The organism is Brachybacterium sp., from assembly GCF_052095815.1.
In the GTDB taxonomy this organism is placed as follows: domain Bacteria; phylum Actinomycetota; class Actinomycetes; order Actinomycetales; family Dermabacteraceae; genus Brachybacterium.
This window is the reverse complement of the sequence record NZ_JBQDLF010000004.1, coordinates 99,294-113,876: the sequence shown is the minus strand read 5'-3', so window position 1 is coordinate 113,876 and position 14,583 is coordinate 99,294. Positions and strand designations below refer to the sequence as shown.

General features: G+C 70.3%; 13 protein-coding genes. 11 read left to right on the top strand and 2 right to left on the bottom strand.

Annotation, left to right across the window (positions count from 1 at the left end):
• Positions 1–31: 31 nt before the first annotated feature.
• Complete coding sequence (locus ACTH43_RS03010; protein ID WP_441443444.1) at positions 32–1,981, top strand: glycoside hydrolase family 2 protein; 1,950 nt, start codon at positions 32–34, stop codon at positions 1,979–1,981.
• Between the two features lie 43 nt (positions 1,982–2,024).
• On the opposite strand, the gene ACTH43_RS03005 is transcribed toward ACTH43_RS03010, so the two are convergent.
• Entirely contained in the window at positions 2,025–2,501 is a 477-nt protein-coding gene (locus ACTH43_RS03005) for a hypothetical protein (RefSeq protein WP_441443443.1), read from the bottom strand.
• A gap of 403 nt (positions 2,502–2,904) precedes the next feature.
• On the opposite strand from ACTH43_RS03005, the gene ACTH43_RS03000 reads away from it, so the two are divergent.
• From ACTH43_RS03000 to ACTH43_RS02990, 3 genes are all read left to right on the top strand, one after another.
• Entirely contained in the window at positions 2,905–3,915 is a 1,011-nt protein-coding gene (locus ACTH43_RS03000) for a GNAT family N-acetyltransferase (RefSeq protein ID WP_441443442.1), read from the top strand.
• A gap of 10 nt (positions 3,916–3,925) precedes the next feature.
• Positions 3,926–4,960 carry an alcohol dehydrogenase catalytic domain-containing protein gene (locus ACTH43_RS02995; protein WP_441443441.1) on the top strand — a complete coding sequence of 345 codons (1,035 nt, stop codon included), beginning with the start codon at positions 3,926–3,928 and terminating at the stop codon, positions 4,958–4,960.
• Between the two features lie 133 nt (positions 4,961–5,093).
• The gene (locus ACTH43_RS02990; protein WP_441443440.1) at positions 5,094–6,089 is read left to right on the top strand and encodes an RNase H family protein; all 996 of its coding nucleotides are present in this window, start codon (positions 5,094–5,096) and stop codon (positions 6,087–6,089) included.
• Between the two features lie 45 nt (positions 6,090–6,134).
• Here ACTH43_RS02990 and ACTH43_RS02985 read toward each other — a convergent pair whose 3' ends face one another.
• The gene (locus tag ACTH43_RS02985; protein ID WP_441443439.1) at positions 6,135–8,132 is read right to left on the bottom strand and encodes an HNH endonuclease; all 1,998 of its coding nucleotides are present in this window, start codon (positions 8,130–8,132) and stop codon (positions 6,135–6,137) included.
• Between the two features lie 581 nt (positions 8,133–8,713).
• Here ACTH43_RS02985 and ACTH43_RS02980 point away from each other — a divergent pair.
• The 7 genes from ACTH43_RS02980 to ACTH43_RS02950 all read left to right on the top strand — a co-directional run bounded on the left by ACTH43_RS02980 (position 8,714) and on the right by ACTH43_RS02950 (position 14,492).
• Positions 8,714–9,091: a GntR family transcriptional regulator gene (locus tag ACTH43_RS02980; protein ID WP_441443438.1), complete on the top strand. Its 378-nt coding sequence runs from the start codon at positions 8,714–8,716 to the stop codon at positions 9,089–9,091.
• Positions 9,088–10,014, top strand: a complete 927-nt coding sequence (locus tag ACTH43_RS02975; RefSeq protein ID WP_441443437.1) for an ATP-binding cassette domain-containing protein — start codon at positions 9,088–9,090, stop codon at positions 10,012–10,014. Before ACTH43_RS02980 ends, ACTH43_RS02975 begins: the two co-directional genes overlap by 4 nt.
• On the top strand, positions 10,011–10,772 hold the full coding sequence (locus tag ACTH43_RS02970; RefSeq protein WP_441443436.1) for a hypothetical protein: 762 nt from the start codon (positions 10,011–10,013) through the stop codon (positions 10,770–10,772). The genes ACTH43_RS02975 and ACTH43_RS02970 overlap by 4 nt, the downstream gene beginning before the upstream one ends.
• The gene (locus ACTH43_RS02965; protein WP_441443435.1) at positions 10,769–11,734 is read left to right on the top strand and encodes an ABC transporter ATP-binding protein; all 966 of its coding nucleotides are present in this window, start codon (positions 10,769–10,771) and stop codon (positions 11,732–11,734) included. The genes ACTH43_RS02970 and ACTH43_RS02965 overlap by 4 nt, the downstream gene beginning before the upstream one ends.
• The gene (locus tag ACTH43_RS02960; protein WP_441443434.1) at positions 11,731–12,516 is read left to right on the top strand and encodes a hypothetical protein; all 786 of its coding nucleotides are present in this window, start codon (positions 11,731–11,733) and stop codon (positions 12,514–12,516) included. The genes ACTH43_RS02965 and ACTH43_RS02960 overlap by 4 nt, the downstream gene beginning before the upstream one ends.
• A gap of 102 nt (positions 12,517–12,618) precedes the next feature.
• Positions 12,619–13,938, top strand: a complete 1,320-nt coding sequence (locus ACTH43_RS02955) for a DUF418 domain-containing protein (protein ID WP_441443433.1) — start codon at positions 12,619–12,621, stop codon at positions 13,936–13,938.
• On the top strand, positions 13,935–14,492 hold the full coding sequence (locus ACTH43_RS02950) for a DUF4031 domain-containing protein (protein ID WP_441443432.1): 558 nt from the start codon (positions 13,935–13,937) through the stop codon (positions 14,490–14,492). Before ACTH43_RS02955 ends, ACTH43_RS02950 begins: the two co-directional genes overlap by 4 nt.
• Positions 14,493–14,583: the final 91 nt, after the last annotated feature.

The following is a 14,583-nucleotide window of genomic DNA, read 5'->3' as shown; positions in this document are numbered from 1 at the left end:
CAGTGCCGATCTCGTGCCGAGGAGCCGCCCTATGACCGCTCAGACCCCCACCCTGCCCGCGCAGCTCGCCGCCCTGTTCGCCCGGGCCGATGAGCTCGCTGCCATCCTGGACGCCCCGCCGTCGGCCGCTGGAGTCCCCCGGCCCGAGCATCCGCGGCCCCAGTTGCAGCGCCCCGCCTGGCTGAGCCTCAACGGGACCTGGCAGTTCGAGATCGACCAGGGCGACTCCGGTCGGGAGCGTGGGCTGCTGGAGCGCGAGCTCGCGCAGACGATCACCGTGCCCTTCGCGCCGGAGACCGAGGCCTCCGGGATCGGGAACCGCGATTTTCTGAACGCCGTCTGGTATCGGCGCACCGTCACCATTCCCGCAGACTGGGACGGCTTGCGCCCGATCCTGCGCTTCGAGGCCGTCGACCACGACACCACGGTCTGGGCCGACGGTGTCGAGGTGGCCCGCCACCGAGGCGGCTTCACCCCCTTCGCGGCGGACCTCTCGAGCGTGCCCGGCGTCGGCCCCGGCTCCGAGGTGGAGATCGTGGTCCGTGCCCGCGACCCGCATGACGTCCCCCAGGCCCGCGGCAAGCAGTCCACCTGGTTCCACGCCACCCACGCCAGCTACCACCGCACCACCGGCATCTGGCAGAGCGTCTGGCTCGAGGGCGTCCCCCTCGACGAGATCCGCTCCCTGCGGATCGTCCCCTCGCTCGGCGGCCGTGCCTTCTCCCTCACCGCGCCGCTTGCGCGCACCACCGGCGGCACGCGCCTTGAGGTCGTCGCCTCCGTGCCCGGCGGCGAGGAGGTCGCACGCGCCGAGGTGCGGGCTGATCTCGATCTCGCCCCGCACCTCCAGCTGGTGATCCCCGAGGATAAGGTGCGGATCTGGGGACCCGGTGCCCCGGAGCTGTACTCCCTCACCGCGCGCCTCCTGGACGCGGACGGCGCGGTGCTCGATGAGGTCCGTTCCTATGCGGGCCTGCGCGCGACCACCCTGCGCGACCACGAGTTCCGGATCAACGGTGAGAAGGTCTTCCAGCGCCTCGTGCTCGACCAGGGCTACTGGGAGGAGACGTTCATGACCTCCCCGGCCGACGAGGCGATGACCACCGACATCCGCCTCGCCCTCGAGGCCGGGTTCAACGGCGCCCGCCTGCACCAGAAGGTCTTCGAGCAGCGGATGCTGTTCTGGGCAGATCTGCACGGCTACCTGGTCTGGGGCGAGTTCGGGGACTGGGGCATCTCCGGCCACGGCCCGATGGGCGACAACCAGCAGCCCACTGCGACGTTCATCGGCCAGTGGATCGAGGCCGTCGAGCGGGATCTCAGCCATCCCAGCATCATCGGCTGGTGCCCGCTGAACGAGACCCATCAGGTGAGGCATGACCAGCTCACCCAGCTCGATGACGTCACCCAGGCGATGTACGACGCGACCAAGCTCGCCGACCCGTCCCGCCCGGTCCTGGACGCCTCCGGCTACTCCCACCGGGTGCGCGGCGCCGACATCTATGACTCCCACTCCTACGAACAGGATGTGGAGCGCTTCCGCGTCGAGCAGTCCGGGCTGGCGGACGGCACCCCCTGGGCGAACCGTCGCGAGCTCGCCCCGGATGAGATGCCCTTCGCCGACGGGACCTTCTCCCTGCCCTTCGCCGGCCAGCCCTATTTCGTCTCCGAGTACGGCGGCATCTGGTGGAACGAGCAGGAGGCCCGGGAGGCACAGGAAGCCGAACGCGCTGGCAACAACGCCGCCGAGTCCTGGGGCTACGGCGAGCGGGTGCGCAGCGAGGAAGAGCTCTATACGCGGTTCGAGGGACTCACCCGGGTGCTGCTCGAGGACCCGCTCATGTTCGGCTACTGCTACACGCAGATGACGGACGTCTTCCAGGAGAAGAACGGCGTGGTCGACTTCGACCGCGGCCGCAAGCTCGACCTCGCCCGACTGCGTGCGGTGCAGGAGAAGCCGGCTGCGTACGAGCAGGACTGAGCATCGCGGTGCCGGGGCGTCGTGCCGACGTCCCGGCGAGGGCTCAGCCCTGGCCCACCAGGGTGACGACCATGACCGGCGAGGCCTGCGCGAGCCAGACCCGGGTCCGCCACCCGTCGACGGCGATCTCGCCCGCCGCCGCAGGGCACTCCACGTAGTCCTCCTCGCCGAGCTCCTGAGCCAGCTCGTCGACGACGTCCGGCACGCTCACGGACCCGTCCGGGCATAGCGCACGGAAATTGTTCATGACCTGGTCAGTCGTGCTCAGGCGGGCATCGACCCAGTACGTCGAGGGGCCGGGGGCCCCGGAGCCCAGGGTCCCCGAGTACCAGAGGAACTCGGCGTCCTCGGGCAGATCTCTGGTTCTTTTCTGCACTGGTGCAGGATCGGTCTGCGCGGACTTGTCGATGTTCTTCGCCGGCACGGGGACCTCCTCGGGATCGAGCAGTGAACAGGATGTGAGGGCGAGCGATGCGATCACGCCCGCGATGACGCGGCGGGGGAATCGGGGATCATTCATGGCGCACTGATCGTGGCACTGTCCGGAGCTTCGCCTTCCAGCTGGCGAGACTCATGTGGTCGCCGATACCCATGTGATCGCGTCCTCCCCCTTCATTGCTCCCCAGTCATTGCTCCCCAGAGCTCACCATGATTGCTGATCCCAATGATCGATGCCGCATGGAGAAATACTCACCAGGTCTCCGAGCTCGGGTACTTACTTGTAGACATTTACGCTTGTGGACACTTACGACACCCTCCGCAAGGAAATCGTCTCCGCTCCTCCCTCGACGACGCCGCCGAGATCGTGCAGCCGGTACTCACAGAGCACGGATCCGGGGAGCTGCGGGATGTCGCGCAGAGGGCGTCGAACGGCATCTCATCGCCTGCCTGCGGTGCCCGCGGCACCCGACTACGCTGTTCCGGTGACCTCCACCGACACCGTGATGACCCGCAGCCCGCTCACCCTTGACGACGTCCCCGCGCTCACCGCGCTGATGAATCGCATCGACGTGGCGGATGAGCTCGGTGAACCTGCCGAGGAGCCCAGCATCCGGGAATGGCTCACGATGCCCGGGCTCGATCTGAGCGAGGACACCCTCGCGCTCCGCGATGGGGATGAGCTGATCGGCTTCGCCGCCATCGACGTCCACACCTCGCTGGACCGCGACGGCCGCGTGCGCTGCCAGCTGATGGGTGGGGTCGATCCCGCCCACCGTCGCCAGGGCCTGGGTGCGGAGCTGTTCGAATGGGCCGAGAGCCGCGCCGCGCAGCTCGCCGCCGAGCGTCACTCCGCGGAGGCCGACGCGATCTTCCGTGTCTCCGGAGGCCGTGACCCGGACCTGGACGCGCGGGAGGACGCCCCGCTCACCGGCGGCGCCGACGTGCGCCCGCTGATCGAACGGCGCGGCTACCGCCGGGCCCGCAGCTGGCTCGTCATGGTCCGCGACCTCCCCGGGGCGGCGCTTCCCTCCTTCGAGCGGGAGCAGGTGCAGGTGATCGCGCCCGAGCACGATCACGCCGAGGCCACCCGGCTCGCCCATATCGATGCCTTCGACGACCATTGGGGCTCGGCTCCGGTCCCGCCGGAGCGCTGGAACATCTGGTGGTCCTCCCACACCGCTCGTCGCGAGCTCTCCAGCATCGCGCTCGACGCGGAGGGCACCGTGCTCGCCTACGTCATCACCTCGGAGGACAAGCCCGGCGTGCTGCACATCGCACTGGTGGGCACCCGCCCCGGGGCACGTGGCAGGGGCCTTGCGCGGGCGGTCATCGCCCGCACCCTCACCGCGGCGGCCGACGCCGGATATGCCAAGGCAGAGCTCGAGGTCGACGCCGAGTCCCTCACCGGTGCGACCCGCCTCTACGACGCCCTCGGCTTCGCCCGCGACGCTGTCTACGGCACGTTCGAGAAGCCTGTCGGCCGACTGGTCTGAGGAGCACCCGATGAGAGCAGTCCGCTTCGAGACCTACCGAGGAACGCCCGAGCTGGTCGAGGTACCGAGCCCCGTCTGCCCGCCCCGCGGCGCAGTCGTCACCGTGCACGCCACCGGCGTGTGCCGCAGCGACTGGCACGCCTGGCAGGGACACGACGATTCCGTGCAGCTGCCGCACATCCCCGGCCATGAGTTCGCCGGCGTCGTCGCCGAAGTCGGGGAGGAGGTGACCCGCTTCGCGCCCGGTGACCGCGTCACCGCCCCGTTCATCCTCGCCTGCGGGCAGTGCGAGCAGTGCCTCGCGGGCGCCCCGCAGGTGTGTCCCCAGCAGCGCCAGCCCGGTTTCGACTTGCCGGGATCCTGGGCCGAGCAGGTGGTCGTGATCGAGGCCGACCACAACCTCGTCGCCCTTCCCGACGGGATCGACATGACCCTCGCCGCCGGGCTCGGCTGCCGGGTGGGCACCGCCCACCACGCTGTGCGTGCACAGGCCGACGTGCAGCCGGGGGAGCAGGTCGTCGTGTTCGGCTGCGGCGGGCTGGGCCTGGCCTGCGTGATGGTCGCGCTCGCCGCGGGCGCCGAGGTGGTCGCGGTCGACGTCTCGCCCCGCGCCCTTGCCGCTGCCGAGGCTCTCGGCGCCGCTGCGCTGACCTCGTCGCCGGACATCGCCGCCCGGGTGCGGGAGGTGACCGGTGGCGGCGCTCACGTCAGCCTCGATGCGCTCGGCTCCGCCGCGACCGCCCGCGCGGGGATCGAGTCACTGCGACCCCGCGGCCGGCACGTGCAGGTGGGGCTGCTGCTGGGGGAGGACGCCGACCCCGCCCTGCCGATCGGCCGCGTGATCGCCCAGGAGCTGCAGATCCTCGGCAGTCACGGCCTCGCCGTCGCCGAATACGGCGAGCTGCTCGCTGATGTTGCGAGCGGTCGACTGGATCTGGCAGGGACCGTCGGCCGTGTGATCGACGCCGCCGAGCTGCCGGCGGCGATGGTCGCGATGGACCAGCCGCCCACCACCCCGGGGATGACCGTCGCTCGCTGGCGCTGAGATGCCTGGGTGGGATGGATGCCGGGCGGGAAGTGCGTCGCCCAGGCACTGCAGACCACGGCCGGGGTGAGGAACGCCGCGACCGGCCCCGCCGTGCCCGGCCGAACTCGCCTGCTGTGGAAGCATTGAGCGCATGACCATCACTGCAGCAGCCGACGGCTCCGCCCTCGGCAATCCCGGCCCGGCCGGCTGGGCCTGGTACATCGACGAGGACACCTGGCGTGCGGGCGGGTGGCCCCACGGCACCAACAACATGGGCGAGCTGAAGGCTGTGCTCGATCTGCTCGAGGCCACCGCCGTCGACGCCGACCAGCACCTGCACATCCTGTGCGACAGCCAGTACGTCATCAACTCGGTCACGAAGTGGATGCCGGGCTGGAAGCGCAAGGGCTGGCGCAAGAAGGACGGCAAGCCGGTGCTGAACGTCGAGCTGTTGAAGGACATCGACCGTGCCCTCGCCGGGCGCAGCGTCGAATTCGAATGGGTCAAGGGCCATTCCGGCCATGCCATGAACGAGGCTGCGGACAAGCGCGCCAACGCCGCCGCGACGGCTTTCCAGAGGAAGCAGGACCCGCAGGTGGGCCCCGGCTATCCCGGCGCGGATGCTGCGCCGTCAGCTCCAGCCGCCGCAAAGGTCTCTCCGGAGGCCGCCGCGGGCGCGCCCAGTGCCGCCGCCCCGGCTGATGACCTCTTCAGCCTCTTCGACGAACCCGCCGCCCAGCCGACCCCGGCGAGCTGCTCGACCGCATCCGAGGAGACGGTGCTGGTGGCCGACGCGCCCGGCGCGACCGACTTCGAGCAGATCACCGCACGCGAGCTCGCACTGCTCAGCGCGACGTTGCGCGCGGATCCGCCGAGCGCCGCCGAGCTGCTGCACCCGGACTTCAGCGAGGTCGGTGCGAGCGGGCGCCGCTACGACCGCGACGAGATTCTCGCCCACCTCGCACCCTTGGAGGCCATCGAGGCGGAAGAGTTCATCGCCGACGAGATCGCCCCCGGCGTGGTGCTCCTGCAGTACTCGACCCATGGGCAGGGCGACACCGTGCACCGCAGTTCGCTGTGGGTGCGCGAGAACGGTCGCTGGCTGCTGCGCCACCATCAGGGCACCCGCGCCAGCGCAGGTCGCTGAGTCGCACCTGCTCGTCACTGGAGCGCGAGGCTGGGACTCAGCGGCCTACGAGGTGGTCGGCGTCTCCGGCGGTTCCGACTCGTCGTCGGCATCGCCGCAATCGGGGTTGTCCGCTGAATTGTGGTCCTCGGAGTCGTCGTGCTTGGGCTCGTCGCCGCTGTGTTTCTCGGGCGGGGGACCGGGCCACGGCGTGAATTCAGATGGCGTGAGCTGTGACGGTGTGAACGAGGTGCCCATGGCCCCGTGCGGGCTGCTCCAGATCCAGGCTCGCGGCGGTGATGACGGGTCGGCGAGAGCTGTCCCGGAGTCGTCTGCCTCGGATCCTGTCTCGGTCTCGATCCCAGTCTCTGCCTCGGCCCCTGTCCCGGTCGCTGCACCCGTCTCGGTCGCAGGCCCATTCGCGTTGCCAGCCGCGGTCATGTCGGCGGCAGCGTGGGAACTGCTCAGCGGGCTGAGCACCCACAGGCCGAGCTCCTTGAGCAGATTGCAGCGCACGCACAGCCCCTGGCCGTTCGCATAGCTGGTGGGGCCGCCCTTGTGATGCGGGACGACGTGGTCGATGTGGCGGATCTTCGCATTGCACCAGGGGGTGCGGCAGGTCGTGTCGCGCCAGCGGATCATCCGGGCGAGACCGGCGGGGAATACCCGCGCCCGGGACTCCATCGCGATCAGATCGCCGGTGCGCGGACTTCGGTACAGCCGACGGTAGAAGGCCGAGACCACGTCATCGGGATGCTCGTCCTCATCGGCTCGAAGGTGACCTGGTGGCTGACCAAGCAGGGTGTCTCGGATGATGTGGGCGGGGATGGTGCCGTAGCCCTCGAGTTCAGCGGTCTCGGAGCCATCGTCCTGACCCAGCAGTGCGGTGTCGGAGATGACGATGCCGACGTCCAGGCCGGGACGGGTGCGGGGCATCCTCGGAGCCGCCTGCTCGGCGGCGTCAACCTCGGGGGCTGCGCCTGCCGCATGGGCTTCCTGGGCTTCTTGGGATTCCCGAGCCTCTTCAGGCTTTTCGGAAGCGCCGGGCTCGTGGACCGGATCGACAGGCTCTGCGCCCGGGTCGCTGGGGGTGATGTGCTGGTCGTCGGGTGTGACGTGCTGATCTCTGGGCTCGACGTGTTGATCGCCGGGCTCCTCGGCCTGCCCACCACGCAGCACGTCGTCGACCAGCAGATCCGCTTCCAGCGCGGGGACGGAGGCCTTGGCCCCTGCGACGCGCAGTGACTCGGCGCGGGTATTCAGGGAGTTCATCAGTCCGGCGGCGTCGACCCCTCGCAGTACGGCGGTCACCCTGGCCATCCCGTCAGCCAGGGGAGTCATCCGCACGTGCCGGGCGCGAGCGGCACGCTCCGCACGCTGGCGGGATGTCTCGGGCTCGAGTTGCTGAACCAGCTTCTGAGTGTCGCTTCGCAAGCGCTTGTATCCCTTGCCCTGCAGGAACTCGGGGTGCTCGCGGAGGTGGTCATCCACCCTGTGGCAGGTGTCCGCGTTGGCACCGTCAAGCGCACCAGAGACTGCGGAGGCCTGTTGATCAGTCATGGCACCGGCCCACAGACGCTCGATCGCACTGGGCATGTTCTGCGTCAGTCGGCGGGCCTTCGCCAGGGAGAACGAGGAGGTGGACGGCGAGATCCGGCGGGCGAGCGCGGTCTCCTGCCCGGCGCCGCGGCCCTGCTTTGAGGACGGCACGCCCCGCGCGAGGTCATCGCGCCGGATCCGGTCCTCGGCGGCGACCTGCCAGGACGCATCGATCGCGGCGAGGGAGGCGCGCAGCTGATCGACGCCAGCGAGGACGGCGAGCGCTTCTTCGGCGCTCTCGGGGGCGGTATCCGGGAGCGAGTCGCGCACTGAGCGGGTGCGGGTGAACGCCATCAGGGTCGCGGCCAGGACCTGGGCGACGAGCGCGCGGGCCTCAGGACTGGTCTCGATTGCGCTGAACCGGCCCAGCACCTCCTCGAGGACATCTCCCGACGGCGGCGCCACGTCCCGGCGAGGGGTGTCCTCGCCGGGGTGGTCCCCGCGGCCCATCGGTGTCGATTCCATGCTTCCATCGTATGTAGATTCGAAAATGTCCGCTACCCCTGCAGGGAATCTGTGGATAGCCTCCAAGGTTGTGGACGGAATTGTGGATGAAATTGTGGATGGATGACCACTGTGGAGGAAAGGTTGGGGTGGGGGACGCGGTGAGGGGACGCTCGACCCTCAATTGTCATGGGAGCAGATGCGGCGTCTGTGCAGGTTGGAGCGTTACGCAGGGAGAGGTTCGGAATCTTGGGCGGCAGTGGCGTGCTGCTGACGAGAAAGCTGGACGGGCAGGAGGGTGTGCAGCTGAGGCATTCACGGGAATGTCTTCACGTAAAGCATCGATCGTGGCGTTCTGATTGGATCGAGAATGTCAAGACCTCCCGGAAAATGTGGATAAAGGCAGTTTGGTGCCGCCGGTGGCACCTCCGTGAGGGCGCAGTGCTGTCCGCGCGGGCGCGGTGCCGGGAGTCCTGGTCGGAGTTGCGGTGGCATGCCGCCCGCTTGGCATGCCGCTTGCTCGGAAGGGTTGACGTCCCCGTCCTCCAGCTGTCTATGCTGTGTATAGACAGTAGGTTCACTTTCAGTGGGGAGGGAGCGCGATGCACATCCCGATCGACCCCTCCGCCTCCGCGCCGATCTACGAGCAGATCCGGGAGGGCATCGCCACCGCGATCCTCACCGGCGCTCTCACCTCGGGGGACGCCCTCCCATCGATCCGCGCGCTCGCCCGCGACCTGCGGGTCAGCGTCATCACCACCACGCGCGCCTACAACGAGCTGGTGGCGGACGGCCTGGTCGACGCGGTGCGCGGAAAGGGCGTGTTCGTGCGCGCCCAGGACAGCGATCAGCTGCGCCGCCGCGCACTGGAGCAGATCGACGAGGGCTTCGACCTGGCGCTCCGCGCTGCCCGCACCGCAGGGATCGAGGACCGGGAGCTGGCCGCCCGCCTCGCTCACCGTCTGGAGGAGTTTCAATGACTCAGCGTCCGAGCAATGCCGTCACGATCCGTGACCTGGAGGTGCGAATCCACTCAGGCGACCGCCCGTACACCGAAGCCCTTCCGATCCTGCGCGGCCTGAACCTCGCAGTCCCGACGGGTCAGGTCACAGCTCTGGTCGGCGCCAACGGGGCGGGCAAGACCACCACCCTGCGCACGGTGACCGGCGCACTGGCGTTCACCACGGGAACCATCGAGGTGCTCGGAACAGCCCTCGGCCCCGCCCGGGTGCATCCCCCGCAGGGGGCGGCGAGCATGCCCGACATCTCGGCCCATCCGCGGCGCTGGACCCCGCAGCACGTGGCCAGACTGCGCCGCCGGGTGGTCCCCGGCTTCGACAGCTCCCGCTTCGAGGAGCTCCTGACCACCTTCGGGGTCCCGCACCAGCGGGAGCTTCGCCGCCTCTCCCGTGGCCAGGCAACCCAGCTGGGGCTCGCCGCGGCCCTGGCTCAGGATCCGCAGCTGCTGATCCTGGACGAGCCCTTCGCCCATCTCGATCCGCTCGCACGGATGGAGCTGATCGAGGTGCTGCGCGACTTCATGGCCGAGAAGGAGCGCACGCTCCTGCTGGCCACCCACGACCTCGACGGCATGGAGCGCTTCGTCGACCAGCTCGTCGTCATCGCGCAGGGGCGCGATGTCCTCAGCGGGGAGGTGGAATCCCTGCGGGAGGAGTTCCTGCTGTGCGAGCTGGACCGCACCGACGCGGAGGCGGGGCCCGGTCAGCCGTTCATCGGGCCGACGACGACCGGTACCCGCACCCGGGCCCTGGTCGCCGTCGATGACGCCGTGGGGTTACCGACCAGCGCGTCCCTGCGCCGGCCCGACGTGAGCGAGATCGTCACGCATGTGCTCCGCGCTGCGCGGACCGATGCCCCCACCCTGAGGAGGACTCACCGATGAGCACCACCACCGCTGCACGCACTCCCCGCGGACTGCCCACCGATAAACGGCCGACGGGCCTCATCCTTCACACCGAGCTGCGGCTGAATGCCGGCCGCGTGGCCCTCACACTCCTCCTCTGCGCGCTCGCGCTGCTCTGCGCGGTGCTCGCCACCGACCAGTACGCCGGCCTGCTGACCCTCTGGGCGGCTCTGGGCTGGTACCGCTACGGCCGGGCCGACACCATCGAGCGCGACGAGCTGAGAGCCAGCCTCGGGCTCAGCCGTGCGGACCGGGTGCGCGGTCGACTGGCGCTGATCGGCGTGGAGCATGCCGCGGTGGTCGTGACTGTCGCCGTTGGTGCGGTGATCTCGGTGCTCCTGGGCCGTGAGACGGCAGGGGGAGCCGCGCCTTTCTCCTTCACCGGTGACCCTGGCGCACCGCAGCTCCCGATCATCCTGGTCGGGGCGCTGCTCTCCCTGGCCGCCCTGGTGGCGACCGGGATCGTCGTCGGCGGCGAGTGCACGATGCGACGGCCCGGGCGGAGCATGGCCGTGCTCAGCATCCTGATCTACTTCCTCGCCGGAGTGGTGCTGGCGATCCCGATTGCGCTGGTGGAGATCGTGCTGCGGTTCGATCTCTGGTCCGGCCCTGGCGGGATGGTGATCGTCGGAGTGGTGCTGGCGGTGCTGCTCGCCGTGCTCCTGCTCCGCTTGCGGAGCTCAGCGCGCCGCTGGATCCGTGGCCTCGACTCCGGTCGACCGGGAACGGTGAGATGACCGTGCCCCTCGGCATGCCTCTCGACCTGCCCGCTGCGGGCCCCGCAGTCGCCGCGATCACGGTCCGTGCTCTCGATGTCCACCTGCCCGATGCGCAGCGATGGACCCGGCCGCTGCGTCACGTGCTGCGCGGTGTCACCTTCGGGGTGCCGCGCGGCCAGGTCACCGCGCTGGTCGGCACCAACGGCGCCGGCAAGACCACCCTGCTGCGCACAGTGTCCGGAGCGCTGGCGCCCAGCTCCGGCACGATCGAAGTGCTGGGAGCACCCCTCGGGGGCGCAGAGGACGCCCTGCCCGCCGGGGTCGGCGTCGTCCCCGACGCCCCTTTCCAGCCGGATCATTGGACGGCCGACGATCTGGTGCTCGCCCAGCGCCGCGTCGAGCCCTCCTACGACGCCCGCCTCACCGGCGACCTGCTGCGTCGCGCGGGAATCGATCCTGGTGCCCAGCTGCGCCGGCTCTCGGCCGGACAGCGGACCCGGCTGCTGCTCGCCGTCGCACTCGGCATCCGCCCCGATCTGCTCCTGCTCGACGAGCCCTTCGCGCGGCTCGACCCGCTGGCCCGCACCGACGTGCTCGACGAACTGCGGGAGCACCAGGCCGGGGGAGAGGACCGCACGATCCTGCTGTCCACCCATGACCTCGGCGAGATCGAACGGTTCGTGGACCACCTGGTGCTGCTGCATGAGGGTCGTGTCGTGCTCGAGGGCTCCGTGATCGATCTGATCGAGGAGCATCTGGTCGCCACGACCACCAGCGCCACAGCCAGCGCCACCGCCGCGACCTCGCCTCACCATCTGGGTGAGCACGCCGCGGTGCTGCGAGGTCCGCGCCGCAGCGGGGACCAGCTCGAAGCGCTGGTGCGCGCAGAGGACGCAGTGGGGCTGGAAGGGCTCACGGATCTGCGCCGCCCCACGCTCCAGGACGTCCTCACCTTCACCCTCCGGGAGGTCTCACGATGACCGGCACCGCTGACTCGCGCACTGCCGCGCGATCCGCGCCGCGCCCCTTGACCTCGCTGGGACGGGCGCTCGGGCTGGAGTGGCAGCACCACCGCGGGCGGATCCTGCTCTACGCGCTGCTCGCGGCGGTGATCGTGCTGGTCGCCATCCTCGCCGAACTCCGCCTCGGCGTGGTCGCGATCCTGCTCGCCGCGCGCCTGCCCGCGGATCTCGCCGACGCCTCCGAGGACGGCAGATACCAGCGCAGTGCGCTGTTGATCTCCCGCGCCGACGCCGTGCGCGCTCGCACCCTCATGATCTGCGGCGGGCAGCTGGTGCTCGCCCTCGGCGCCGTCGGCGCCATCTGCCTGACCCAGTGGCTCCCCGATGCGAGGCACTGGAGCAGCTTCGACATCCGGAGCACCGAACTCGGACCGCTGCCGATGACCTGGTGGGACCACCTCGTGGACATCGGGCTGTGGTCCGGGGCGATCCTGTGGACGCATGCACTCGTCGGCGGCCGCGCCATCCAACTCGGGGAGCGGCCCTCCAGGATCGGCGCACTTGCCCAGTTCATCGGAATCAGTCTGCTCGCCTGGCTCATGGTCGCCGGGAGCACGCTGCTGGCCAGCGTCGTCCTGATGAACCTGGAATCGGACGCGGCAGCCGCCCTCGGCGCGGCCGGCACCACCCGGTTCGTGGTCGCTGCCAGGGTCGGGCAGAGCCTCACTCTCGTGCTCACCTTCGGCGGCGGGGTCCTCGCTCTCCTGCTCGCGCAGCGTCGCTGGGTGCGCCGAGCCTGACTGGCGCTGCCGGGATCGGCCAGCACCCTGTGGGACCATGGCGCGCATGAGCACCAGCCCCGTCGGCAGCGCCGCACGCTCCCGGTCGCGGCGAGCGCGGTGATGACCTCCGTCCCCCTTGCACGCCGCGCCGGCGGGCCCGATCTCGCCCGCGGCCTCGCGCTGCTCGGCATCGCGCTGGCCAACACGGTGGGGTGGCTGCACGGCTCGCAGTGGACGGTGCTGCTGAAACAGCTCGACGCCACCGCGCTGGATCGTGCTGCGGACGTGCTCGTCGCACTGTTCGCCGACAACCGCGGATTCCCGCTGTTCGCGATGCTCTTCGGCTACGGCATCGGGATCCTCCACCGCCGCTCCCAGGAGCGCGGCGAGAGTGCGGGGCGCTTCGTGCTGCGCATGCTCCGTCGCCATCTGGTGCTGCTCCTGATCGGCCTCGCCCATGCGGTCCTGCTGTTCAGCGGTGACATCCTGGTCGGCTACGCGATCATCGGCATGTTCTGCACATTGCTGATCACCCGTCACCGCATGGTGATGCCGCTGGTCGCCGTGATCGCCCTGCCGGCGCTCGGCGTGTGGGGCTGGACCGATGGGACCATCGGGCTGAGCGGCGGCAGCGGATACGCCGCGGCCTCCGCCCCCGATTACCTCACCGGCCTCGCGCTGCGGGCCGAGGCGGCGCTGCGCAGCACCGCGCTCACCCCGCTCCTGGACCTCGGGCTGCTCACCCCGATGGCGCTCGGTGCGATTGCAGCCCGGCTGCGGCTGCTCGAGGAAGTACTCGCGAATCGTGACCTGCTGATCCCTCTGATGCGGTGGGGGCTGCTGGTCGGGGTGCTCGGCGCGATCCCGCTGACCCTCGCGCTGGTGCTGGATCCCGGTCACGCGCACCTGGACAGCGAGCTGCTGCTGGGCATCCTGGGCGTCGTGCACCAGTACTCGGGGATCGTGGGAGCCCTCGGTCTGGCCGCCGCCGCGGCGCTGCTGGTCGAGCACGTGCGACACCGCGGCGAGCAGGGGGTGGGGCGGGCCGAGCGGCTGCTGGGCTCGTCGATCCGTGGCATCGAGGCACTCGGTGCCGCCTCCCTGAGCGCCTATATCGGGCAGTCGATCGTGTTCCTGGCCCTGTTCCCGCCCTATGCCCTGGATCTCGGAGCGCGGCTCGGTACCGCCGGTGCGGCGGTGATCGTGCTGCTGACCTGGCTGGCGATGATCCTGCTGGCCGCTCTGCTGCGCAGCCACGGCCACCGCGGCCCGCTCGAAAGGCTGCTGCGCCTCCTGGCCGGTTCCGCCGCCCCGGCCCGACAGATCGCGACTCGACAGGGCGCGACCCGACAGGTCGCGACCCGACAGGGCGAACCCCGACGTGTCGAGCACCGACGGGTCGAGACTGCACCGGATCCTTGGAAGGGAGCACGCTCATGACCGTCTTCGCCGACACCCCGCGCTGGCCGCGCCACGGACTGCTGTGGGGCCATCTGATCTCGGACGCCTCGCTCGAGGAGCTGCACGAGATCGCCGCCCGGGCGGGCCTGCCTCCCCGCTCCTTCGACCTGGACCACTACGACTGGCCTACCTCCGCAGAGGGGGCGCTGCGGGAGGTCGGGGTGCAGTTCGTGGGCGATAGGGAGCTGACCCGGATCCTCATCTCGTCCGGGTTGCGGGTGAAGCTCCTGGACCGTCCTGCAGCCCGCGCCCGGCGCAGCGCCGCGCACGCCGCCGCTCTGGGCCTGGAGCGAGTCCCGCGGGACCTCATCGTGGGCCAGCTCGGGCACGTGGACCCGCTGCCGCCAGCGCGTGAAGCCGCCCGTGGCGCGTTCCGGATGACCAGGGAGGACCCGTCGGCCGCACCGCGCATCGAAGCCCATGACGACCACGCTCGCCGTGAGGCGATGGAGCTGCTGGAGCTGCTGGACCGGCTCGCGCGGGCTCGTGGGGAGGCCGCTTTCATCGGCCAGGTGCTCGAGGACGGGCGCTGACCCAGCCGCTCACCGCTCTGGCACCGCACCGCTCTGGCACCTCATCGTCCCGGGCTCCTCGGTGAGGAACCCGCGTCCCCGTGCCCCTCGG